19 protein-coding genes are annotated in these 22,984 nt (G+C 63.1%); 10 read left to right on the top strand and 9 right to left on the bottom strand.

All coding sequences use genetic code 11. The annotated features are described in order from the left end of the window. Positions 1-41 precede the first annotated feature (41 nt). The 7 genes from putP to KUV81_RS12625 all read left to right on the top strand — a co-directional run bounded on the left by putP (position 42) and on the right by KUV81_RS12625 (position 8,555). Positions 42-1,478 (top strand): sodium/proline symporter PutP, encoded by a 1,437-nt coding sequence (gene putP / locus KUV81_RS12655; RefSeq protein ID WP_222544210.1) that lies wholly within the window; start codon positions 42-44, stop codon positions 1,476-1,478. A gap of 210 nt (positions 1,479-1,688) precedes the next feature. After that, positions 1,689-3,038 (top strand): OmpP1/FadL family transporter, encoded by a 1,350-nt coding sequence (locus tag KUV81_RS12650; RefSeq protein ID WP_222544209.1) that lies wholly within the window; start codon positions 1,689-1,691, stop codon positions 3,036-3,038. Between the two features lie 212 nt (positions 3,039-3,250). Beyond that, a complete protein-coding gene (locus KUV81_RS12645; RefSeq protein ID WP_222544208.1) occupies positions 3,251-5,824 on the top strand; it encodes an efflux RND transporter permease subunit in 2,574 nt (857 codons plus the stop codon). Continuing rightward, positions 5,805-6,602 carry an outer membrane lipoprotein-sorting protein gene (locus tag KUV81_RS12640; RefSeq protein ID WP_222544207.1) on the top strand — a complete coding sequence of 266 codons (798 nt, stop codon included), beginning with the start codon at positions 5,805-5,807 and terminating at the stop codon, positions 6,600-6,602. The genes KUV81_RS12645 and KUV81_RS12640 overlap by 20 nt, the downstream gene beginning before the upstream one ends. A 15-nt stretch (positions 6,603-6,617) precedes the next feature. Further along, on the top strand, positions 6,618-7,889 hold the full coding sequence (locus KUV81_RS12635; protein ID WP_222544206.1) for a hypothetical protein: 1,272 nt from the start codon (positions 6,618-6,620) through the stop codon (positions 7,887-7,889). A gap of 62 nt (positions 7,890-7,951) precedes the next feature. Next, the gene (locus KUV81_RS12630) at positions 7,952-8,194 is read left to right on the top strand and encodes a DUF2892 domain-containing protein (RefSeq protein ID WP_222544205.1); all 243 of its coding nucleotides are present in this window, start codon (positions 7,952-7,954) and stop codon (positions 8,192-8,194) included. A gap of 10 nt (positions 8,195-8,204) precedes the next feature. Then, positions 8,205-8,555, top strand: a complete 351-nt coding sequence (locus KUV81_RS12625) for a rhodanese-like domain-containing protein (RefSeq protein ID WP_222544204.1) — start codon at positions 8,205-8,207, stop codon at positions 8,553-8,555. A gap of 32 nt (positions 8,556-8,587) precedes the next feature. Here KUV81_RS12625 and rssA read toward each other — a convergent pair whose 3' ends face one another. Next, positions 8,588-9,538, bottom strand: a complete 951-nt coding sequence (gene rssA / locus KUV81_RS12620) for a patatin-like phospholipase RssA (RefSeq protein ID WP_222544203.1) — start codon at positions 9,536-9,538, stop codon at positions 8,588-8,590. 314 nt (positions 9,539-9,852) lie between these two features. Between rssA and KUV81_RS12615 the strand changes: the two genes are divergently transcribed. After that, entirely contained in the window at positions 9,853-11,409 is a 1,557-nt protein-coding gene (locus KUV81_RS12615; RefSeq protein WP_222544202.1) for a SulP family inorganic anion transporter, read from the top strand. Between the two features lie 152 nt (positions 11,410-11,561). Here KUV81_RS12615 and KUV81_RS12610 read toward each other — a convergent pair whose 3' ends face one another. The 3 genes from KUV81_RS12610 to KUV81_RS12600 form a co-directional block, all read right to left on the bottom strand. Further along, positions 11,562-12,233: a zinc metallopeptidase gene (locus KUV81_RS12610; RefSeq protein ID WP_261389355.1), complete on the bottom strand. Its 672-nt coding sequence runs from the start codon at positions 12,231-12,233 to the stop codon at positions 11,562-11,564. Between the two features lie 565 nt (positions 12,234-12,798). Beyond that, entirely contained in the window at positions 12,799-13,107 is a 309-nt protein-coding gene (locus KUV81_RS12605) for a hypothetical protein (protein ID WP_222544200.1), read from the bottom strand. 430 nt (positions 13,108-13,537) lie between these two features. After that, complete coding sequence (locus KUV81_RS12600; RefSeq protein WP_222544199.1) at positions 13,538-14,353, bottom strand: HNH endonuclease signature motif containing protein; 816 nt, start codon at positions 14,351-14,353, stop codon at positions 13,538-13,540. A gap of 935 nt (positions 14,354-15,288) precedes the next feature. Between KUV81_RS12600 and KUV81_RS12595 the strand changes: the two genes are divergently transcribed. Further along, positions 15,289-15,756, top strand: a complete 468-nt coding sequence (locus KUV81_RS12595) for a hypothetical protein (protein ID WP_222544198.1) — start codon at positions 15,289-15,291, stop codon at positions 15,754-15,756. 42 nt (positions 15,757-15,798) lie between these two features. Here the strand turns inward: KUV81_RS12595 and KUV81_RS12590 are convergent, their stop codons facing one another. Further along, positions 15,799-16,767: a GlxA family transcriptional regulator gene (locus KUV81_RS12590; RefSeq protein ID WP_222544197.1), complete on the bottom strand. Its 969-nt coding sequence runs from the start codon at positions 16,765-16,767 to the stop codon at positions 15,799-15,801. 120 nt (positions 16,768-16,887) lie between these two features. Between KUV81_RS12590 and KUV81_RS12585 the strand changes: the two genes are divergently transcribed. Then, positions 16,888-17,679: an MBL fold metallo-hydrolase gene (locus tag KUV81_RS12585; RefSeq protein ID WP_222544196.1), complete on the top strand. Its 792-nt coding sequence runs from the start codon at positions 16,888-16,890 to the stop codon at positions 17,677-17,679. A 69-nt stretch (positions 17,680-17,748) separates the two neighbouring features. Here KUV81_RS12585 and flgL read toward each other — a convergent pair whose 3' ends face one another. From flgL to KUV81_RS12565, 4 genes are read right to left on the bottom strand one after another with little or no spacing between them, the layout of a single operon-like run. Continuing rightward, a complete protein-coding gene (gene flgL / locus KUV81_RS12580; protein WP_222544195.1) occupies positions 17,749-18,957 on the bottom strand; it encodes a flagellar hook-associated protein FlgL in 1,209 nt (402 codons plus the stop codon). A gap of 9 nt (positions 18,958-18,966) precedes the next feature. Then, a complete protein-coding gene (gene flgK, locus KUV81_RS12575) occupies positions 18,967-20,874 on the bottom strand; it encodes a flagellar hook-associated protein FlgK (protein WP_222544194.1) in 1,908 nt (635 codons plus the stop codon). A gap of 14 nt (positions 20,875-20,888) precedes the next feature. Further along, positions 20,889-21,899, bottom strand: a complete 1,011-nt coding sequence (gene flgJ, locus KUV81_RS12570) for a flagellar assembly peptidoglycan hydrolase FlgJ (RefSeq protein ID WP_222544193.1) — start codon at positions 21,897-21,899, stop codon at positions 20,889-20,891. After that, positions 21,899-22,984 carry a flagellar basal body P-ring protein FlgI gene (locus KUV81_RS12565; protein ID WP_222544192.1) on the bottom strand — a complete coding sequence of 362 codons (1,086 nt, stop codon included), beginning with the start codon at positions 22,982-22,984 and terminating at the stop codon, positions 21,899-21,901. The genes flgJ and KUV81_RS12565 overlap by 1 nt, the downstream gene beginning before the upstream one ends.

Below are 22,984 nucleotides of genomic sequence, written 5' to 3'. Positions count from 1 at the left end.
GCATCACTTCGCATTTCGATAGAAAACACCAGAATATAACAATGATACCGACCGCCACCATGATCACCTTCTTCGCCTATCTCATCCTGCTGCTGGTGATAGGCACCCTGGCCTGGAAGGCCACCTCCACCTCCTCGGATTACATCCTCGGCGGACGCAAGATGGGGCCCGCGGTCACCGCCCTGAGCGTCGGCGCCTCGGACATGTCCGGCTGGCTGCTGCTGGGGCTGCCCGGCGCCGTCTACCTCTCGGGGCTGTCGGAGGCCTGGATCGGCATCGGCCTGGTGCTGGGGGCCTGGGTGAACTGGCACCTGGTGGCCAAGCGTCTGCGGGTCTACACCGAGTTCACCCAGGACTCCCTGACCCTGCCGGACTTCCTCGAGCGTCGCTTCGCCGATAAGGGCCTGCTGCGCCTGGTGGCGGCCTCCACCACCTTGCTGTTCTTCGTCTTCTACACCTCCTCCGGCATGGTGGGGGGCGCCATCCTGTTCGAGCAGGTGTTTGGCCTGGATTACACCACCGCATTGCTTATCGGCGCCGCCATCATCGTCTCCTACACCTTTGTCGGCGGTTTCTTCGCGGTAAGCTGGACCGACTTTTTCCAGGGGATTTTGATGCTGCTGGCCCTGCTGCTGGTGCCCATGGTGGTGTTCGGCAGTGACGCCCCGACCGCCGAGCTGGATCCGGCGATGCTGGCCCTGCTGCCGGAGGGCACCACGGTGCTGGCCATCGCCTCGCTGATGGCCTGGGGCCTGGGCTACTTCGGTCAGCCCCACATCCTGTCGCGCTTTATGGCCATCGGCCGGGTGGCGGACCTGCCCACCTCCCGCCGCATCGCCATGGGCTGGATGGTGCTCTCCCTGATCGGCGCCCTGGCCACCGGCCTGGCCGGCGCCGTCCACTTCGCCGGCAGCCCGCTGACCAACCCGGAAACCGTCTTTATCGAGCTGTCCAAGGTGCTGTTCAACCCCTGGATCGCCGGCATGCTGATCGCCGCCATCCTCTCCGCCATCATGAGCACCATCGACTCCCAGCTGCTGGTCTGCTCCTCGGTGGTCACCGAGGACTTCTACCGCAAGTGGATCCGCCCCGAGGCCAGCGAGAAGGAGCGGGTCGCCGTGGGTCGTCTGACGGTGCTGGCGGTGGCGGTGGTCGCCACGGTGATCGCCCTGAACCCCGAGTCCAGCGTGCTGGGCCTGGTGAGCTACGCCTGGGCCGGCTTCGGCGCCGCCTTCGGCCCGGTGATCCTGCTGGCCCTGTTCTGGCGTCACTACAGCCGCCAGGGCGCCATCGCCACCATTGTGGTGGGCGCGGCCACCGTAGTGATCTGGAAACCCCTAAGCGGCGGGTTGTTCGATCTCTACGAGATCCTGCCGGGCTTCCTGTTTGCCACCCTGGCGGGGGTTCTGGTGAGCAAGATTTGGCCGCCGGAAGATAAGGTGCTGACCCTGCACGAAAAGTTCGAGCAGCAACTCTAAACCCAAATACAACAAAGGGCGCTTTTTGCGCCCTTTTTGTTTACTTTTTGACAACCCGTTTCGCACATTGCCCCCCGGTTTTTAGTGTTTCCCCACAAAAAGCCGACATTTTCCCCGAAAATGTCATCTGGTCGGATATGTAGACCAGTGCCGTCCCCCTAGAATTCGACCCCAATATTACAAGACCAACTGCCACTTAAGAGAAAGCAGATGAAGACGATGAACAAGACTTTGCTCGCCACTGCCGTTGCGCTGGCCAGCACCCAGGCCATGGCCGCCGGCTTCCAGCTGAACAGCCAGTCCGCCACCACCGTTGGCCGCGCCGCTTCCGGTGACGCCATCATTGCCGACAACGCCTCCGTGCTGGCCCGTAACCCGGCTGCCATGGCGCTGTTCGATGAGGCTGCCTTCTCCGGTGGCATCACCTACGCCGACGTGATGGTGGACGTGATGGACGTCAACTACGGCGGCACCGACCTGGGCAGCATCGACGACGCCGCCGAAGGCAAGATCATCCCCAACATCTTCTACATCCAGCCGCTGAGCGACCGCTGGGCCATCGGCTTCGGCGCCTTCTCCAACTTCGGCACCGGCACCGACACCTCCGCCCTGTTCAGCCGCGTCCCGGCCGGCGAGACCGGTCCGCTGGATCTGATCGGCAACACCGAGGTGACCACCGTCAACCTCAACGCCAGCGTCTCCTACCGCATCAACGAGCAGTTCAGCGTCGGTGCTGGCCTGGACGTGATCTACGGTGAGGGCAACCTGACCCGCGCCCAAGGTGTCATCTCCGCCGATGCCGACGGCTACGCCGTGGGCGGCATCCTGGGTGCCACCTACGAAATCAACGAAAACCACCGCCTGGGCCTGAGCTACCGCTTCAGCCCCACCGTGGCCGCCAGCGGCGCGGTCGGTGCCAACCTGGTCGCCAACCTGCCCACCGGCAACCCGATGCTGCCTGAATTTGCTGCCGCCATCGCTGCCGATTTCGATGAGCTGGAAGTGCCGCTGCCGGACATCTTCCAATTCGCCGGTTTCCACCAGCTGACCAACCAGTTCGCCGTGCACTACACCGCCCAGTGGACCCAGTGGAGCGCCTTCGACCAGATCACCGCCACCAATGGCACCGGCACCGCCCAGTGTGTGGACAACCCCGTTGTCTGTGCCGCCGTTGGCAGCCAGATCCCCGGTGGTTTCCCCATCTCCGTTGACCTGGGTGACGTAGCCCTGAAGGACTACCAGTGGAAGGACTCCTGGTTCCTCTCCTTCGGTGGTACCTACACCATCAACGACAAGTGGACCGTGCGTGCCGGCTACGCCTACGACCAGGGCGTCGTGGACGAGATCGCCTCCCTGTCCATCCCGGACTCCGACCGTCAGTGGTTCTCCGCCGGTCTGGGCTACAACCTGACCCCCAAGTCCACCATCGATCTGGGTGTGACCTACGTGAAGGGTGAAGAGGTTCACCTGACCGAAGAGTCCGCCCTGGTGGGCCCGGTGAACGCCGTCACCGAATCCGGCGCCATGTACTACTCCGTGCAGTACAGCCATCGCTTCTAAGCGGGTCTGGCACGACAAAGGGGACCTTCGGGTCCCCTTTTTGCGTCCTGCGACCGATTGTCGCGCTTTCAGACTTTCCCCTTGCCTCCTCCCCCGCCCTCTGCTGTGCTGGCTTGGACCCATGCATCATTAAATTAGATTTTTCTAATTCTTGTATTTTAGAAATTACTAATTTATGATCTCAGCATCCTAAGACCAACCTTGGAGTCGAGATGAAAGCCGGTCTTATCCGCTTTGCCACCGAACGGCCCCGCACCGTCTACGCCCTGATCGGCGCCCTGGTGCTGCTCACCGCCGCCCTGATCCCCAATATCCAGATCGACACGGATCCGGAGAACATGTTGCCGGCGGACGATCCGGCCCGGGTGTTCCACAACCAGGTCAAATCGGACTTCGCCCTCTACGACAGCATCGTGGTGGGCGCCGTGGCCGAGCAGGGGATCTTCAATCCCGACTCCCTGGCTTCCCTGCATCAGCTGACCAACGCCATCCTGAAACTGGATGGGGTGGTTCAGGCGGATCTGATGGCCCTGTCCACCTCGGACAACATCACCCAGGAGAGCCCCGGCACCATCCGCTTCGAGTACCTGATGCGCGAAGCCCCCCAGACCCAGGCCGCCTCCGACGCCATCGGCGACGCCGTGGCCCGACTGCCGATGCTGGACAACACCCTGGTCTCCGGCGACGGTAAGGCCGCCGCCATCTACGTGCCCCTGCAGGATAAGGACGACAGCTACGCCGTGGCCGAACGGATCCGCGCCCTGATTGCCGAGCAGGCCCCCAAGGACACCTACTACCTCACCGGTCTGCCGGTGGCGGAGAACCAGTTTGGCCATGAGATGTTCGTCCAGATGGCGATCTCCGCCCCCCTGGCCGGCGCCATGATCTTCGCCCTGATGTGGTTCTTCTTCCGCAGCCTGCCCCTGGTGGTGGCCCCCATGCTGGTGGCCATGGCCACGGTGATCGCCACCATGGGCACCCTGATTGGCATGGGCTACACGGTGCACATCATGTCCTCGATGATCGCCATCTTCCTGATGCCCATCGCCGTGGTGGACTCGGTGCACATCATGAGCGACTTCACCGATCGCTACCGGGCAGGGAAAGACCCCAAGGCGGTGATCCGCGAGGTGATGGGGGATCTGTTCAACCCCATGCTGTTCACCTCGGTGACCTCCGCGGTGGGCTTCTACTCCCTGATGCTGACCCCTATCCCGCCGGTGCAGATCTTCGGTGCCTTTGTCGGCAGCGGGATCCTGCTGGCCTTCCTGGTCTCGATCCTGCTGGTGCCCGCCTACGTGGTGCGAATGAAACCCGCCACCCTGGACGCCATGCAGGCCCGACTGCACGGCCAGGGCCAGGGCGGCCTGCTGGCCCGCATCCTGCCCAAGGTGGGCCGCGGCGGGGTGCGCCTGGCCAAGCCCATTGTGGTTGTCGCCATCGCCGCCCTCGCCTTCTCCGCCGTGGGGATCGGTAAGATCCAGATCAACGACAACCCGGTGCGCTGGTTCAAGGCGGACCATGAAATTCGAGTGGCCGACAAAGCCCTGAACCACCACTTTGCCGGCACCTACGACGCCTACCTGGTGCTGACCGACACCCGGGCCCTGGCCACCGACGCCGAAGCCCAGGCCCTGGGCGCCCAACTGGCCACCGCCCTGCCCGGCGACAACCAGGCCGCCAGCTTGCTTCAAGCGGGCCTGGCCGGCGACACTCAGCAACTGGCGACGCTGCTCAGCCGCCTGGACGACGCCGCCTTCGATGCCCAGGAGGCGACCCAGCTGGCGGCCATCGATACCGCGATGGCCACCCTGGAGGCCCTGGCCGAGCGCAGCCGCCGTTTCCTCGACCCGGCGGTACTGAGCTGGATCACCGGATTGCAGGAAGATCTCGAGGCCAGCGGCCTGGTGGGCAAGTCCAACGCCCTGACCGACATCGTTCAGACCGTGAACCGGGAGCTGCACTCCGGCGAGGACGCCGATTTCCGCCTGCCGGACAGCGCCGCCGGCGTGGCCCAGACCCTGCTGCAGTTCCAGTCCTCCCACCGGCCCCAGGATCTGTGGCACTTCGTCACCCGAGATTACCGCCAGAGCCTGCTGTGGCTGCAACTGACCTCCGGCGACAACCAGCACATGAACCTGGTGATCGACCGTGTCGACGCCTACCTGGCGGCCCACCCGCTGCCGGCGGATCTGAAGGCCGACTGGGCCGGTAAAGCCTACATCAACGTGATCTGGCAGGACGCCATGGTCAGCGGCATGCTGGAGAGCCTGCTCAGCGCCTTCGTGGTGATCTTCATCATGATGAGCCTGCTGTTCCGCTCGCCCCTCTACGGCCTGGTGGCCATGCTGCCGCTGTCCCTGACCATCGCCTTTATCTACGGCCTGGTGGGCTGGCTGGGCAAGGACTACGACATGCCCATCGCCGTGCTCTCCGCCCTGGCCCTGGGGCTGTCGGTGGACTTTGCCATCCACTTCCTGGAGCGCACCCGGGCCCTGCACCGCCAGACCGGCGACGTGCGCCAGACCCTGGCGCTGATGTTCGAAGAGCCGGCCCGGGCCATCAGCCGCAACGCCATCGTCATCGCACTGGGCTTCACCCCGCTGCTGCTGGCGCCGCTGGTGCCCTACATCACCGTGGGGGTGCTGATGGCCTCCATCATGGCGGTGTCCGCCACCGTGACCCTCTTGCTGCTGCCGGCGGCATTGACCCTACTCGCTCGCTGGGCCCTGCCGGCCCGGCCCAACGCCCACCAGGGAGGCTCCCATGCTGAAGTTCGCGCCTAAGTTCCTGCTCACCGCCCTGCTGGGCAGCGCCCTGGCCCTGCCCGTTGCCGCCGAGACCCTGACCGCCGAGGCGATCATCGACAAGGCCAACCTGGCCTCCTTCTACGCCGGTGAGGATGGCCGCAGCCAGGCCCGCATGCGCATCGTGGATGGCCAGGGCCGGGAGCAAACCCGCCAGTTCACCATCCTGCGTCGCACCAAGGCCCCCGCCGGCGACCAGCAGATGCTGGTGTTCTTCTCCCGCCCCTCCGACGTGCGCGGCACCGTGTTCCGGGTGGAGAAGAAGGTGGCCAGCGACGACGACCGCTGGCTCTACCTGCCGGGGCTGGATCTGCTGCGCCGGATCAGCGCCGGCGACAAGCGCACCTCCTTCGTTGGCAGCGACTTCTTCTACGAGGATGTCTCCGGCCGCAACCCGCGGGAGGACGACTTCACCCTGGTGGAGGAGACCGACCAGCACTACCTGATTGAGGCCACCCCCAAGCGCGCCAACAGCGTGGAGTTTGCCCGCTACCGGGTGTGGGTGGACAAGGGCCACTTCCTGCCGATGAAGGCGGAGTATCAGGACGGCCAGGGCGAGGTGTACCGCCGGGTCAGCGTGGCCGCGGTGGAGACGATTCAGGGCCACCCGACGGTGATGCGCTCCAAGGTGGAAGACCTGCGCAGCGGCGGTTACACCCTGATGGAGTTTCGCGGCGTCCAGTATGACCTGGGCCTGCCGGAGTCCATCTTCAGCGAGCGCAGCATGCGCACGCCGCCCACCCAGTACCTGCGCTGAGCCGGGAGGATGAGGATGTTGCGTTACGCTTTTCCCCTACTGGCGCTGGGCCTGGCCGCACCGGGCCTGGCCTCGGAGGATCCCTGGGGGGACGACTGGGGGGACGACTGGGGCGAGGAGGCGCACTCCCCCTGGCAACCGGTGAGCGGCTTTATCGAGGGTGCTGCCGGCGCCCGGCTGCAATCCGATGGTGCCGGCCTGCCCCGCCAGACCCTGGGGGAGGCCCGGGCCCGGGTGGAGACCGGCTACCGCGGTGACGCCCTGTGGGGCGATCTGCGGGCCGACCTGCGCTACGACAATGTGGTCGAAGGCTGGGAGCTGGATGTGCGCGAGCTGTCCGTGGGCTTTGCCCTGGGGGAGCGGGTGGAGATGAAGCTGGGCCGCCAGGTGCTGACCTGGGGCACGGGCGACTTCCTCTTCCTCAATGACCTCTTCCCCAAGGACTGGCAGGCGTTCTTCTCCGGGCTCGACGACGAGTACCTCAAAGCCCCGGTTAATGCGGTTAAGGCCAGCTACTTCGGCCAGCACGCCAATTTGGACCTGACCTGGCTGCCACGCTTCGAGAGCGACAACTACCTCAATGGCGAGCGGTTCAGTCTGTTCAGCCCCGAGTTCGGTGGCCCGGTGGCCCCGGGGTTCGAGGCGGATGAGCCCAGCGACGACGCCCTGGCCGCCCGGCTCTATGGTCAGCGGGGCAGCACCGAGTGGGCGCTGTACGGCTACTGGGGCTACAGCGGCTCCCCCGAGGCGGTGGACGCCCAGGGGCAACCGACCTTCGCCCGACTCAATGCCTACGGGGCCAGCGTGCTGCTGCCCCTGGGCCCGGGGCTGTTCAACCTGGAAGCGGCCTACCACGACCGTCGTGACCAGGAGGGCGACACGCCGCTGCTGCCGCCGGACACCCTGATGCTGCTGGCCGGCTACCAGTGGGAGCTTGTCACCAACCTGACCGTGGGGCTGCAATACCAGCTGGAGCACCGGCGGGACTACCAGCGCTGGCTGGCCAGTCAGCCCTACCCGGAGTACGCGGTGGAGCAAAACCGCCACCTCACCACGCTGCGCCTGGATTACCGGGCCCTGCAGGAAAAACTGACCCTGTCGCTGTTCAGCTTCTACAGCCCCTCGGACCAGGACTTCTACCTGCGTCCCCAGGCCAGCTACCGCTACGACGACAACTGGTCCTTCGCCGCCGGTTTTAACCTGCTGGGCGGTGAGCAGGACCACACCTTCTTCGGCCAATTGGCCGACAACAGCAACGGCTGGGTGCGGGTGCGCTACAGCTACTGATGGAACCCGCTCCCCAAACGTCGGCCTAAGGCCTAAAGGGGAGCCAAGAACCAGGAGGCCCCATGAGCCAATCGTCCTTTTGTACCGCCCCTCGCACCACCGAGCGAGCCCTGTTCGCCTTCGCCGGATTGATGGTGCTGCTCTCCGTGGCCCTGACCGTCTGGGTTCACCCGGGCTTTGTCTGGCTAACGGTGTTTGTGGGCGCTAATCTGTTCCAAAACGCCTTCACCGGCTTCTGCCCCGCCACCATGGTGATGCGCAAGCTGGGGATGCGTTCGGAGCGGGAAGCCGTCGACAGCAAGTAGGAAACCCAAGATGAGATACCCGTTACTCGCGCTGCTGTTGTTGTCTCTGTCCCTCCCCCTGTGGGCCTCGGAGCGGGCCGACATCGCCTGGCAGTGGATAAGCCAGGGCGCCCTGATCGTCGATGTCCGCACCCCGGAGGAGTTTGCCGAGGGGCACCTGCCCGGGGCGGTCAACCTGCCCCATGGGGAGATCGAGCGGCGGGCCGGTGAGTTGGGGGTTGGCCCGGAACAGACCATCGTGGTCTATTGCCGCAGCGGCCGACGCTCCGGCCTGGCCATCGGCGAGTTCGCCGCCGCCGGCTACCTGGAGGTGCACAACGGCGGGGGCCTGGAGGAGATGCGCGAGGCCCACACCCCCTAACGAAAAAACACCGCCGAGGCGGTGTTTTTGCTTCAGTGGCCGTTGCGGGCCCGACTCATGCGGTCAATCTCCGCTTCAATCTGCTGCTGAGCCTTGAGCACCGCCGCCTCCCCGGCTTCGATCGCCTCCTCGGCACGCTGAAACTCCATGGTGCCGATGGCCCCAACGTGGGGCAGCACCATCACCTCCGGCGGGTCCCCCATCAGACGCGCCCGCTTGTGGCGCTGCTCCAGAATCTCCATCGACTGGTGCATCACCGCCAGCATGTTGGGCTGGGTGGTGGTGTTGGAGAAGCCGTCCACCACCCGGTTAAGCAGCTCCCGACCGGACACCAGCAGATCCATAAAGCCGTTGGAGGCCTCCTGGCGTGCCACCTGGGCGGTGCTGACCGGGGTGTCCATATTGACCACCTCGCTGACGTGGTGTCGGCCGTCGCCGTGCAGGTCCACGGCGATCACCAGATCCGCCCCCAGGGCCCGACAGGGGGAAACCGGCACCGGGTTGACCACGGCCCCATCCACCAGCCAGCGATCCCCCAGCCGTTTGGGGGAGATGAGCCCCGGGATGGAGCAGGAGGCCCGCACCACCTCCGACAGCTTGCCGCGATCCAGCCACACCTCCTGGCCGGTGTAGAGATCCGTGGAGACCGCCACGTAGGGCATTTTGAGCTCACCGATGTCGGACAGGTCGATCGCCTTGCTGGCCGCCTCGAACACCTTCTCGCCCTCGATGAGTCCGCCCCGGCGCCAGGTGAGATCCATCAGCCCCATCACGTCCCAGGAGGAGAAGCCGCGCACCCACTCCTCCAGCCGGTCCAGTCGGTCGGCGGCGTAGGCGGCGCCGACAAAGGCGCCGATGGAGCAGCCGGCCACCACTTCCGGGTGGATCCCCATGCGGCTCAGGCCGTTCAACACCCCGATGTGGGCCCAGCCCTTGGCGGCGCCGCTGCCCAGGGCCACCCCAATCTTGACCGATTCACTCATAGCAGACTCCTTGAAAACCTTGCTCTTTCTATCCTAGCGCCCTTGGGGTTCCCCGCTCCAGATGCAGATACAGTTTCCGTGGATACGGTCGCCTATCTGTTATTAAGTGGGCCGATAGGGGGCCACTTCTCCCAACCACCTTCCTGTGGATTAGGACCATGTTGGTCTGAGTCGATTTAGACAAGCGGGCACCCCAGCCCGCTTTTTTTCGCCACCCTGTTACCCTTCACGAACGCGGTTTTGACTTTACCTCCAAGGACTGTTAATTTTCGCGCCTTTTGACAACCGTTTCGTTACAGGGATCCCCCGCTTCCATGTTTGAACTTCGCAGTAATCCCCAGGCCAGCGTCAAAGCCGACTTGCTCTCCGGCCTGACGGTCGCCCTGGCCCTGGTGCCCGAAGCCGTGGCCTTCGCCTTCGTGGCCGGCGTCGAACCCATGGTGGGCCTCTATGCCGCCTTTATGGTGGGGCTCATCACCGCCCTGATCGGCGGCCGCCCGGGCATGATCTCCGGCGCCACCGGTGCCCTGGCCGTGGTGATGGTGGCCCTGGTGGCCCAGCACGGGGTGCAGTACCTGTTCGCCACCGTGGTGCTGATGGGGATACTGCAGATCCTGGCCGGCGCCCTGAAACTGGGCAAGTTTATCCGCCTGGTGCCTCACCCGGTGATGCTGGGCTTTGTGAACGGCCTGGCCATCGTCATCTTCCTGGCCCAGCTCGGCCAGTTCAAAGAACCCAACGCCGCCGGCGAGATGACCTGGATGCAGGGCGAAGCCCTCTTCACCATGCTGGGCCTGGTGGCCCTGACCATGGCCATCATCCACTTCCTGCCCAAGCTGACCCGGGCCATCCCCTCCTCCCTGGCGGCCATCCTGGTGGTGACCGCCCTGGTGCACAGCCTGGGGCTGGACACCGCCTCGGTGATCGACTTCGTGCGCAGCATGACCGGCGACGCCGGCGCCACACTGGAAGGCACCCTGCCCAGCTTCGCCATCCCCATGGTGCCGCTGAACTGGGAAACCCTGACCATCATCTTCCCCTACGCCCTGGTGCTGGCCGCCATCGGCCTGATTGAGTCCCTGCTGACCCTCACCCTGGTGGACGAACTGACCCAGACCCGGGGCCAGGGCAACCGCGAGTGCGTGGGCCAGGGCGTGGCCAACGTGGCCACCGGTTTCTTCGGCGGCATGGGCGGCTGCGCCATGATTGGCCAGTCGATGATCAACATCAACTCCGGCGGCCGCTCCCGCCTCTCCGGCGCCTCCGCGGCCCTGTTCCTGCTGGGCTTTATCCTGTTCGGCGCCCACCTGATTGAGATGATCCCGGTGGCCGCCCTGGTGGGGGTGATGTTCATGGTGGTGCTGGGCACCTTCGAGTGGTCCAGCTTCCGCATCATGAGCAAGGTGCCCAAGGCGGACGCCATGGTGATTGTGCTGGTTTCCGGCGTCACGGTGATCACCGATCTGGCGGTCGCCGTTATGGTGGGGGTGGTGGTTTCCGCCCTGCGCTTTGCCTGGGACCACGCCACCCACATGACCGCCAAGACCGAAGTGGACGCCCAGGGCTGGAAGAGCTATCAGCCCCAGGGCCCGCTGTTCTTCGCCTCGGTCACCAGCTTCCTCGACCTGTTTGACGCCAAGAACGACCCCGACGACGTGGTGGTGGACTTTGGCCAGTCCCGGGTGGCGGACCACTCCGCGCTGGAAGCGATCGACACCCTGGCGGAGCGCTACCTGCGCGAAGGCAAGCGCCTGCACCTGCGCCACCTGAGCCCCGAATGCCGCCAACTGCTGCACAAGGCCGGTGACCTGGTGGAGGTCAACGTCCTGGAAGATCCCACCTACAAGGTGGCCACCGACGAGCTGGCCTGAGCCAACTGTCCATAGGGACGATGCCGAAGGCTCGGCACGAATGAAAAAACGGGACCGAATGGTCCCGTTTTTTGTCCCGTTTCGCCTCGGGAGGGGCTGCACTCGCCCCATCGCGGTCGTCAAAGCGTTCAATGACTCTGAATGCGTAAACCTTACCGACGAAGCACCGCAATCCACCGCCCCAGGTTTAACAAGCTGGTCAGCGAGGCAGCGACATAGGTCAGTGCCGCTGCCTTGAGAATTTTCTCCGCATGCTTCAGATCACCGTCGTGCAGGTACTCGCCTTTCTTCAGAAGCGGCAACGCCTTGCCATAGCTGGCATCGAACTCAACAGGAAGGGTAATCAGGTGCACCAAGGTACTGAGTGCCATCGAAACAACGCCAATCACTATCGTAAATGCGCCCGCCTGCGGTAGGCGGGTTAGCAGTAGGATAACCGGAGCCGCCACCAGCATAATGCCGGCAAGGCGCTCGCCGACCATGGCTGCCTTAACGAGATTCTGCCGCGCCAGGAACAAGGATTCGCCCCGTGAATCCTGAATGGCATGCCCCACCTCATGGGCGGCAACGGTCACTGCCGTCAGGGAGTATCCGGAGTAGTTTTTCGGCGTCAGACGCACCGCCTTAGCGGCCGGGTCATAATGATCGCCGACAGGGGTCTCCTCGACCTTGACGTCCTCCAGGCCGTGACGGTCGAGCAGATGGCGCGCGAGTTCCCCACCGCTTCCCTGCTTGCGGTAACGATCGGCCGGCTGTTCGTACTTTTCCATCACATGTTTGACCCACATCCCCGGCAAGAAGACGCATAACATGATGATGAGCAAGATGATTATCCAGAGCATTTAAATCGCTTTGTAATGAGCATTTGTGCACCTACCGATCATTGTACGCTGAGAAATGAGCAACGGACGCGTGCCGACGATTGCCTGTTTCAGAATTGGGCGAAAATCGGAAACGACTTTGGCGATGAGCCCAGCGACAGGCGCTTGCAACACCGCACCTTCCGACCCGGGCTGGCACTCTACATCATTCATCCGTGCCATCGGCGCAGAGGCAGGTATCGCGACGAAACATCCTCAACGACTTCCGTATGTCGCAAGTGGATTGATTGTATGGGGTATCCAAGCATTACGCGTTACACCAACCTCTCGCCAAGACAGTTGATTGGAAAAAATGAAGGCAACGACGCCCGAAGTTAAGCCCCAGATCCAGCCCAATATCGCCTACTTTAAGGGGCGATAGGGCTAAAAGAAAAAACCGTCCTTAGACGGCTTTGCTTAAACGGAATAGGACCCCACTGTGAGTGGCACCAGTACTGTTTGACCTAGACCCAAAAACCGACACCCCACTTGGGCTGTTCGCCAGAGTGCAGCGGTCAATCGTCTGGTGTTAGTCCGTGATCCTTTGTTTCCAAAACAGGTAATAGCCCGCGGTGATGGAATATCCGTACCCCCCACCCGGGGAGGACGAAGTCACGTCTTTAACCCCTTCAAGCAGAGGCTGGACGGTCACCAACTCCCAGCCGTGTTCGCCCATCCCCGTCATCATCTCCAAAAACTCCGAATCCTCGTACAGAGACTCGGCCGCCGGGGTTTGGGGATGCCCAGAGAACATCGTCTTCAATAAGCCATCTGACTCGTCAGTATGCTCCCGATAACGAACCGGCATGAAATTGGTGAAGTATTTAAATTTGTCCATACGCACTCCCTAGCGACATTCAAAATCCGAAGCACTGTAGCACGCTGAATAGGAGTCACAAAACGGCCGAACTGGCGGCCGGACCTAGGTATGACCGAGCCATAAAACCAGGCACTGATCGACTCGACCCGAAAGGCGGGGTCAGAGCACTGTGGTGGCCATTAAGGGGGTGCTACAGCGTCTGCATCAACTGGACGTAGTTGCCACAGGTATCATCCAGCACGGCAATCTTCACGGTACCCGCCTCTTTGGGCGCGATGGAAAACTGCACTCCCAAAGCGGACAACCGTTCGTATTCGCCAAAGACGTGAAGGTGATTGTTAATATCAGAGTGAGTAGTTTCATAGTGGTGGAGCTTAACGCCTCTATAACCGGCAAAGCTTTGCTGAGTCCGGTGCCGTAGGCACGTAGTCAGTTGATTTATTAGTTTTTAGCGTGCAAGGTCATTGATAACCTCAATAAGTTTTTCATTGTACGTACCGCCATCTTTCCCGAAGTGAACTCGACGATGACAGTTAGGGCAGAGCGCAATAACGTTTGCTGGATGATCTGGGCCGCCATCACTAAGCCTGTGGAGATGATGTACCTCTAGGAACGGACCTTCTTTTCCCTGAAAGGGTGCAGGTACTGAGCAGCCTTCGCAGATGCCTTTGGAGCGCTTCAAAGCATACAACCTAATTGCCTCAGTCCGTACAGCAGTATTTTGAACAACCTGTTCTTTTGGTGAGTTTTCTGATGCTGCTTGCAAGGCTAGTCTTCGGAGCTCGGCAAGTGATTGATTACGATTTGGCTTGGAGTTGTTTCCGTAACTCGCTTTAGGTTCCTGGACTTCATTTGCAACAGCAGGAAGCAGCGCAAGGTGAAAAATTATTGCTTTCCTGGTGTTGCCATCGCGATCAGGCCTTTCTTCAATATGGTGGCCAACGCATTGAGTTTCGCCAATGTAACGGACGTGAGCTTTTCTTACATACTCGAAAAGATATAAGTGTTTCCCGACCTCTTCGTGATCGCGAATAGCCGCATTACCGCGAAGCATTTCCATGTCTCCGACTTGGCCTTCACCCGTGTACCAAAACGTGCCATCCGGACGAAATTGATCTTGGTAACCATAATTTTCTCCGGCATCACTAGTGAAAACGAGCACCATGGCATGTTTTGAGGGTGTACTGATACCACCTTGGCCTTGCCCTCCATAGACGCCATGAATTTGTTCTTTGCGCTTGTAGATTTTTCCTACTTCAAACATTCCGTTGTCTCTGCCTTTTAGAGCCTAACGCCGCAAGCAAAGGCGCGCGTCAGTGCTTCCAGCCCGAAGGACTATTTTGCCTTTCATTGTTAGCACAAAAACTTTAACGAGACTAACCAATATATAGCGAACTGCATCGATAAAATAATAGACAAGAAAAACCACGAGCCAATGCCTTTTACAGTAACACCAACATTTTTTGAACTATTGTACCAAGCTTCGGGGATGTCACTTACATCTTTATCTAGATAATTATTCAAGACGTCTATGCGTTTGCTATAATGAAACACACATAGAAAGAAAATAATAGACAGCGTTAGGCTAACACCAATAATTGAGTAACCAAATGTATTACCATCCAGAGATTCTGAGTTACTGCCAGCAATTGCGCCTGCGATAAAGAAGCCCATGATAGTCACATACCAACTAATACATTTGTGATGAAATTATTGGTAGTAAAGCTTTATCTTTAATATCTCACTCTTTTCAACGCTCATTAATGAATCCTCGTGGAAGTGCTAACAGTGTGTTTATTGCGCCCGTGGCACCTTTAAAGTCGCAATAACACCGGCGAAAGTTCGCCCAACGTACCAAGCGAATCCAACTCAATCAATGCTTTAGGTGTCAGATCAGAGTGTTATCTGGATGAAACGAAAGTGCGCCAGAGTTCCTGCATGCCCGCTTCTGGCGCCAAAGCGGCCCTTTATCCCTTGTTTTGTCCGAGAGTCGGTGCGCTGGCCTTGGGTACACCAATTGCGAGGCAAGACTGACGGTTTACCCAACTCTGGTCGTCTCCAGGTTTCGAGCGTTGCGCTAAGCCCGTTGCCGCCCAAAGGAGTTGCCGGATTTATAGATACAATGAACCAAGCCCTTTAAAGCGGGTCGTATTGGTCAGCAAACCAGCGGCTTTGAGTCGATTTCCAGGGAGACGGAACGTGAAACCATTGGCTTCGATCTTACTTGTCCTAAGCGCAGCGCTGCTGCTGATCTACCCGCTGTGGGGGCTGCTGTCGCCCGAGTCCTACGCCGAAGAGTTGATGGCCCATTACGTCTACGCCGAGGGGTTTGAGCTCGGCAAGGTGCAATTGTCGGCCGCGCTGTTGTGGTTGAGCAATGGGGTGCTGGCCTTAAGCCTGGTCGCGCTGGCGGTGTTTTTGTACCGGCCGCACAACTCTGCACTGCTGCAACGTTCCGGCCTGGCCCTGGCGCTCTACCCCTTTGTTCGGGCTTTTGTTGAAGTCCGCATCGCGCTGAACTTAACCGCCCACGTTGACGACGCGGCCGTCACCCTGTCAATTTCGGCCGAGAAGCTGTTTTACCTGGTGATGGGGATTGGACTGATGGCCATCGCCAAGGTCGTTTCCGCGCCCGGCGCGTCCCGTCACACCGAAGCGCCGCTCTAAAATCGACAGATCCCCCTGTCCCACGCTCTTGCTCGCCTTGCCTCAGGGCGCGACGTTTTTGTGGCCAAACTGCTGGCGATAGGCGCTGGGGGCGAGCCGAAAGGCGGCTTTGAACTGCTTGCGAAACAGGCTTTCGCTGCCAAAGCCCGCCAACTCCGCCACCCGGGCGATGGAGAAGGCCTCCTGCTCCAGCAGCCGTTGACTGAAGGCCAGGCGCTGGGCGGTCAGCCAGGGGACAAAACTCATGCCGGTGTAGGCCTTGAACTGGCGGGTAAAAGTGCGCCGACTCATGGCGCAGCGCTCGGCCACGCTGGCCACGGTGTGGGGTTCGGCCAACTCCTGCTGCAGGGCTTCGAGCACCCGGCCCAGGGTACCGTCTCCAGCCCGGGGCTTGGGCACCGGGGCCGGGATGTACTGCTTCTGCCCGCCGTGGCGGTAGGGCGGGGCCACCAGCACCCGGGCCACCTCCGAGGCCACCTCACTGCCCAGGGTTCGGCGCAGCAGGTGCAGACAGCAGTCCAGGGCCGCGGCGGTGCCCGCCGAAGTAACCAGCTGACCGTGGTCCAGATAGAGGGGGTCGGGGTCCAGGGCCACCCTGGGGTAGGCCCGGGCAAAGTCCTCGGCGTAGGCCCAATGGGTGGTGGCACTCAGGCCATCCAGCAGCCCGCTCTGGGCCACCACCGTCGAACCCAAACAGAGCCCCACCACGGTGGCCCCGCGCCGGTTTGCTGCCCGCAATGCCTTCAGCAGCGCAGGTGGCGCAGCCGTGGTGGCATCCGGCCAGCCGGGGATGATCACCCAATCGGCCTGGGCCAGCTCGGCCAAGTCCGCCGCCACCGTCAGCTCGAAGCGCGACTGGGTGGTCAGCCGGGGGCCATCCAGGCTGCACACCGTCAGCTCAAACGGCGATTCTCGGTGCAGAAAAGCGTCATGGAACACCGCGCAGGGGATGGAGAGGTGCAAGGCGCTGATACCTTGGTAGGCCACCACCGCTACCCTTTGTCGTGTCATGCCGGGCCTCGCTGTCATTGAACTTGGCCCAATATGAGCGAAATGGATCGTTTACGCCACTGTTGCTGTCGAAGCGCACGGCCCACAATGGCCCCATTCTTCACCACGGCGGAGCGCCCCATGAAACTGCACCACCTTCGAAGCGCCACCTTTATCATCGAATCCGGCCCCCACCGCATCCTGGTGGACCCCATGCTGGGCGAGGCTGGCTCCATTCCGCCCTTTGCCGTGGCCCGCTTCAAAGCCCGCCGCAACCCCACGGTGGGCCTGCCTGATGGCGCCCAGGCTCAACTGGACGCCGTCACCCACTGCCTGCTGACCCACAGCCAGACCTTTGGCCTGAAAGTGCTGCAGCACCAGGACCATCTGGACGCCGAGGGTGAGCGCTTCCTGCGCCAACGCCACACCCCGGTGGTGACCGGTGCCCCGGACCAGGCCTACCTCAAGCGCCTGGGCCTCAACGTCAGTCAGGCGCTCACCCCCTGGCAGCCCCAGCCCTTTCTCGGCGGCACCATCACCGCGGTGCCGGCCCAGCATGGCCACGGCTGGATCCACCGGGTGATGGCCAACGGCATCGGCTTTTACCTCGAACTGCCCGGCGAGCCCTCCCTCTACATCAGCGGCGATACCGTACTGACCGACGACGTTCGCCGCGCCCTTATCGAGCTCAAACCGGACATCGCCATACTGGCGGCGGGTCAGGCGCAGATGGATGTGGGTCAGCCGCTGCTGATGGCCGGACAGGAGCTGGTGGAGTTCGTCCGCCTGGCCCCGGGCAGCGTGGTGGCCAACCATATGGAGGCGCTGAACCACTGCCCGGTGGACCGCCCTACCCTGGCGAAGATGATGAGCGAGGCGGGATTGGCGTCACGGGTGCGGATCCCCGCCGATGGACAGACCCTGGCCTTCTGAATTCGGACAGCGGAAACGACCAACGCCCGGCCATGCCGGGCGTTGTGCTTAATGGGGCTAGGGCGCGACTCAGATGTAGTTGAACAGGGTCAGGCCGCTCAGTTTGCCGAAGGTCTGGGAGAGGGAGTTCATCGCCAGGGACTGCTTCTCAAACTCGGTGATCGCCTTGGCGTAGTCGAGATCCTCCAGGCTGGACTGGGCGGAGGCCGCCACCAGCTCCAGGTTCTCGTGCTGCTCCTGGTAGGTCTCCAGCGACTTGAGGTGGTTGCCGCTTTCGGCCCGGATCACCGAGGCGTGGGTGATCGCCTGGCCGGCGTCCGCCAGGGCCTGGGCGTACTGGGCCTGCTCCCGGTCGCCCACCAGCCCCGAGGGGGTGTTGAGCATGTCGATGGCCTCCTGCAGGGTGCTGAAGATATCCACCTCGGTCTGGGGCCCCAGGGTGACGCTGTCGCCGATCTGCGGGTTGCCGGACAGCTGCACCTCCATGCCGTTGAAGTTCAGCGGCACCGTCACGTCGAAGGGCTGTGAGGGCAGCACCACGGCGCCACCGGAGTCGGTCACCTCCACGTTGACGTTGCCAAAGCCGTCATCGAGAAACTGGATCTGGAAGTTGTCCTGGACGTGCACCGCCGGGTTGGTGACGTTCGCCTGCTCGACAAACCATTGGTCGCTCATCACCGCGTTGGCGTAATCGGCCCGGTAGTCGCCACTGGCGTTGGGGATGCTCATAAAGATCCGCTCGCCGGACTCATTCACCGGTACGGTCACGCCATCGGCCACCACCGCCTCGCGCACCCCGTTGTCCCCCTGGTAGCTCACTACGCCGTTGGGGTCCTCGATAAAGGGTTTGCTCTGGGTCTGGAAGCCGGCAAAGAGGAAGTTGCCGGACTCGTCCTGGTTGTTGGCCAGGGCCAGGATGGCGTCCCGGGTCTCGGTGAGATCCTGGGCAATGGCGCCCTTGTTCTCGTCGGACAGGGCACCGTCGTTGCCCTGGACAATGAGATCCCGGCTGTTCATCAGCAGTGTCTCGTACTCGCCGATGCGGCTCTCCTGCTGGGAGAGCCGGTTGTTGGCCAGGTTGATGTTGGCCATGTACTGGCTGAGCTGCTGCCCCTGCTGCTTGAGGTTCTCCAGCACAATGGACGCCACCGGGTCGTCGCCGGCGGTGTGCACCCGCTTGCCCGAGGAGAGGTGGGCCAGGGTGGTGTTGGCGTCGGACTGGATCCGCAGCAGGTTGCTGGTGTTCAGGTTGTAGAACTGATTCGTGGCGACTCGCATGCCCGCTCCTTATCGTACCGACGCAAACAGGGTGTCGAAGGTTTCCTTGGCCACCGTCATGATCCGTGCCGAGGCCTGGTAGGCCTGCTGGAACCGCATCAGGTTGGCCGCTTCCTCGTCCAGGTTCACCCCGGACTCCGCCTGCACCCGCTCGGTGGCCTGCAGCTTGGTGATCTCCGCCGAGTCCAGGGCCACGCCCGCGGCCTTGGTCTTGCCGCCGACGCTGGTGGTGATCCCCTCGTAGACGTCGGTCAGGGTGGCGTTGCCGTTGCCCATCAGCTTGGCGGTGGCCAACCCGGCCATGTTGACCGCGTTGCTGTTGTCCCCGGGGCCGAAGGAGAGATCCAGGCTGAACTGGTCGCCGCTGGCGGTGTTGGGGTCCACCGCCAGGGTGAAGCCCAGGGTGCTGATCTGGTTGCCGCTCATCGCCCCGGTGGAGAGGGTGTTGCCCTGGCTGTCGAACACGCTGAAGGTGCCCAGGGTGGGGTCCACCTGCACCGTCATCACCTCGCCGTTGGCGGGCAGGCTGGGATCGGTGCGATCCACCGCCAGCAGCTGGGCTTCGCCGCTGCCGCTCAGGGTCTGCAGGCCGTAGCCGGCAGCCGCCAGGTGGCGGGGGTTGTTCATCACCACGTCGAGACCGGAGGCGGCCCCGGCGGAGGGGGTAAGCGCCCACTTATCCCCGGCCACCGCCGGGCCGGAGGCGCCATTCAAGCGCACGCTGAAGCCGTCGGGGCCCATCAGCCGGGTGGCGTCGTTGGGATCCGTGGTCAGGGTGGTGGTGGTGCCGTACTGGTCGGTGAGCTGGTAGTTGGCGCCATCGAAGGCCAGCTCGTAACGACCACCGGTCAGCGCCGAGGTATCGTCAATCTCCACCCCCAGGGTCATGCCGCCGGCGTTGTGCTGGTAGGCGGCCACCCGGCCGGTGGTGAGGTTGGGATCGTTGATGGCGGTAAAGAGGTCCTGGCCGACGTTGCCGTCCAGGTCAAAGCCCTGGGCCTGGGCCTGGTTGAAGGCGTCCGATACGCCCAATGCCATCACCCCCAGGGTGTTGATGGCCGCCGACAGGTCCTGGTCGCGGTAGTCGAACAGCCCCTGCAGTTGGCCCCCCAGGGCGTTGGTGCCCAGGATGGAGGTCTGGTTGCCGATGCTGCTGGTCAGCCGGGTTTCGTGGGCCACCGGGTCGCCGGCGGTCAGCCCCAGCTTCATGGGGGTCTCCCCGGCCACCAGCATCACCGAGCCGCCGGCCATCACGCTCTTCACCCCGTACTCCTGGGGGATGACGTTCACCTGCACGTACTCGGACAGCTCGTTGATGAGCCGGTCCTGCTGGTCCAGCAGCTGCAGATCATTGCCGCCAATTTTCTGCAGCTGGGTGTTGATCTCCGCCAGCTCTGTGGTGATGGCGTTGACCCTGTCCACCACTCCGTCGATCTGCTGGTTCACCTGGCGCACCTGGCCTTCGAGCTCCTGGCCCAGGCTGTTGAACGCGGCGCTGAGCTGGCCGGCGCTGGTCAGCAGGTTCTCCCGCACCCCCAGGTCGGCGGGCATGTCCGCCAGGTTGTTGATGTTCTCAAACAGGCCGTTCAGGGAATTGGGCACCGCCTTGCCCACCACGGAGAACAGCTGGTCCAGCTCCGACAGCTTGCTGTAGCTGGTCTGGGCCTGGCTGTGCTGGCTGATGGAGAGGGAGAGTTCCCGCTGGGCGTAGTCGTTGTAGATCCGTTTGACGTCGGAGACGTAGGTGCCGGTGCCCAGGAACTGCCCCGCCAGGAACTGGGATTCCGAGGTGCGCTGCTCCGCCACCTGGCGGTTGTAGCCCTCGGTGCCCACGTTGGCGATGTTGTTGCTGGTGACCCCCATCTGCTTCTGGGCGGCGAGGACACCGGAGCGGGCAATGCTCATCAAGTCGGCCATGGTACTTCCTTAACTTAGGGCAGCGGGTTGCTGGACGGGCTGTACTGTTTAATCAGGTTGTTGAACAACCGCATGATCTTGTCGGCGTAGAGGGGATCCGTAGCGTAGCCGGCCTGGTGCAGGGCGCGGATATAGCCTTCGCTGTCCGCCGCCTCCCGGGCGGCCTGGTAGCGGGGCTGCTGCACGAAGCGGACGTAATCGTCGAAGCTGGCCTTGAGATCCTCGTAGACCCGGAAGTTGGAGCGGCGCATCACCGGCAGCTCGGACTCAAACTCCAGGGCGTTGACCGAGGTTTTGTCCCCCTGCCAACGGTTATCGGCCTTGATGTTGAAAAGGTTATGGCTGCTTTTGCCTTCCGGGTCCCGCAGCACCTTGCGGCCCCAGCCGGTCTCCAGCGCCGACTGGGCGATCAGCAGCATGGGATCCACCCCCAGGGCCTGACCCGCGGTCTCGGCGTGGGGGATCAGGCTGCGCACGAAGTGCTCCGCATCCTGGAAATGCTGGGGGTCCTCATTGGCCGCCGAGGCCAGCGGCGGGTGGGCCTCGGGGGCGGCCACCGCGGGTTGGGCCGCTTCCGCCTCAGTCGCCGGGGTCGGGGCCGGGTTGGCGGCCGCCGCCAGGGGCACCGCGCTGGGCGCCGGGGCCTGCACCGGCAGGCTCAGGGGCGCCACGGCGGCGCCGGGGGCCAGGGCGGAGGCCGGGGTCAACGCCTCGTCACCGCCCAGCTGGGCGACAATGAGATCCGCCAGCCCCAGGCTGCCCTGGGCGGAGAGCTCGTTGGCCAGCTGGCTGTCGTGCATCTGGCGGTAAAACTGGGTGGTGTGTGAGCTGAAGGGACTGTCGCCGTCCTCGAAGGCAGCGTTGGCGTCACGCATGCTCTTGAGCAGCATGTTCATGAAGATCCCTTCGAACTGCAGCGCCACCTGGCGCAGGCTGGCGTCCGGGTCCTGCTGGGCCTGCTGACGCAGCTGGTCCAGGCCCGCCAGATCGAGGTAGTGCTGTCCCGACTGCTTGAGGCTGTCCATCAGATGATCACCAACTCGCCGCGCAGGGCGCCCGCCTGGGAGAGAGCCTCGAGGATGGCCATCAGGTCCGAGGGCGCCGCCCCCACCTCGTTCACCGCCCGCACCAGCTCATCTAAGGTGGTGCCGGTATCGAACTTGAACATCCGGCTGTCCCGCTCGGTCACTTCGATCTCCGAGTCCGGCACCACCACGGTGTTGCCGCCGCCGAAGGCGTTGGGCTGGGAGACATTGAGGTTTTCACTGATGGTGACCGTCAGGCCACCGTGGGTGATGGCGGTGGGCATCAGGCGCACGTCCTTGCCCACTACTATGGTGCCGGTGCGGCTGTTGACGATCACCTTGGCGGACTCATCCGCCGGCTGCACCTGGAGGTTTTCCAGGGTGGCCAGGTAGGAGACCCGCTGGGACGGGTCCCGAGGGGCGGAAACCTGGATGGAGGTGGCGTCCAGGGCCCGGGCCACGCCGGGGCCCAGCAGGCCGTTCACCGCCTCCACCACCCGCTTGGCGGTGGAGAAATCGGGGCGATGCAGGTTGAAGGTTAGGAAGTCACCGTTGGCAAAGGGGGTGGGCACGCTGCGCTCAACCAGGGCGCCGCCGGGGATCCGCCCCACGGTGGGGGTGTTCTGCAGCACCTTGGAGCCATCCAGCCCCTCGGCGGAGAAACCGGACACCACCAGGCTGCCCTGGGCCAGGGCGTAGACCTTGCCGTCGGCCCCCTTGAGGAAGGTTTGCAGCAGGGTGCCGCCTCGCAGGCTCTTGGCGCTGCCGACGGAGGAGACGGTGATGTCGATGGCCTGACCGGGCTTCACAAAGGGGTGCAGCTCGGCGTGCACCGCCACCGCGGCGACGTTCTTCAGCTTGGGCCGGGCATTGGCCGGCAGGTTGATGCCGAAGTTGGAGAGCATGGTGGTGAAGCTCTGCTCGGTGTAGCGGCTCTGCTCACCGGTGCCCGGCAGGCCCACCACCAGGCCGTAGCCCACCAGTTGGTTGGGGCGCACGCCCTGGACGTCGGTGAGATCTTTGAGGCGCATCGCTTGCGCCCCCAGGGGCAACAGCAGCAACAGCAGTGCGGTCAGGACTCGCAT

The organism is Ferrimonas balearica, from assembly GCF_019802085.1.
GTDB lineage: Bacteria > Pseudomonadota > Gammaproteobacteria > Enterobacterales > Shewanellaceae > Ferrimonas > Ferrimonas balearica_B.
Note: the sequence above shows the minus strand (reverse complement) of the source record. Positions and strands in the feature narration are given on the sequence as shown.

Coding starts and splice junctions, on each gene's coding strand:
- putP (WP_222544210.1), top strand. CDS start 42: ATGATACCGACCGCCACCATGATCACCTTCTTCGCCTATCTCATCCTG.
- KUV81_RS12650 (WP_222544209.1), top strand. CDS start 1,689: ATGAAGACGATGAACAAGACTTTGCTCGCCACTGCCGTTGCGCTGGCC.
- KUV81_RS12645 (WP_222544208.1), top strand. CDS start 3,251: ATGAAAGCCGGTCTTATCCGCTTTGCCACCGAACGGCCCCGCACCGTC.
- KUV81_RS12640 (WP_222544207.1), top strand. CDS start 5,805: ATGCTGAAGTTCGCGCCTAAGTTCCTGCTCACCGCCCTGCTGGGCAGC.
- KUV81_RS12635 (WP_222544206.1), top strand. CDS start 6,618: ATGTTGCGTTACGCTTTTCCCCTACTGGCGCTGGGCCTGGCCGCACCG.
- KUV81_RS12630 (WP_222544205.1), top strand. CDS start 7,952: ATGAGCCAATCGTCCTTTTGTACCGCCCCTCGCACCACCGAGCGAGCC.
- KUV81_RS12625 (WP_222544204.1), top strand. CDS start 8,205: ATGAGATACCCGTTACTCGCGCTGCTGTTGTTGTCTCTGTCCCTCCCC.
- rssA (WP_222544203.1), bottom strand. CDS start 9,538: ATGAGTGAATCGGTCAAGATTGGGGTGGCCCTGGGCAGCGGCGCCGCC.
- KUV81_RS12615 (WP_222544202.1), top strand. CDS start 9,853: ATGTTTGAACTTCGCAGTAATCCCCAGGCCAGCGTCAAAGCCGACTTG.
- KUV81_RS12605 (WP_222544200.1), bottom strand. CDS start 13,107: ATGGACAAATTTAAATACTTCACCAATTTCATGCCGGTTCGTTATCGG.
- KUV81_RS12600 (WP_222544199.1), bottom strand. CDS start 14,353: ATGTTTGAAGTAGGAAAAATCTACAAGCGCAAAGAACAAATTCATGGC.
- KUV81_RS12590 (WP_222544197.1), bottom strand. CDS start 16,767: ATGACACGACAAAGGGTAGCGGTGGTGGCCTACCAAGGTATCAGCGCC.
- KUV81_RS12585 (WP_222544196.1), top strand. CDS start 16,888: ATGAAACTGCACCACCTTCGAAGCGCCACCTTTATCATCGAATCCGGC.
- flgL (WP_222544195.1), bottom strand. CDS start 18,957: ATGCGAGTCGCCACGAATCAGTTCTACAACCTGAACACCAGCAACCTG.
- flgK (WP_222544194.1), bottom strand. CDS start 20,874: ATGGCCGACTTGATGAGCATTGCCCGCTCCGGTGTCCTCGCCGCCCAG.
- flgJ (WP_222544193.1), bottom strand. CDS start 21,899: ATGGACAGCCTCAAGCAGTCGGGACAGCACTACCTCGATCTGGCGGGC.
- KUV81_RS12565 (WP_222544192.1), bottom strand. CDS start 22,984: ATGCGAGTCCTGACCGCACTGCTGTTGCTGCTGTTGCCCCTGGGGGCG.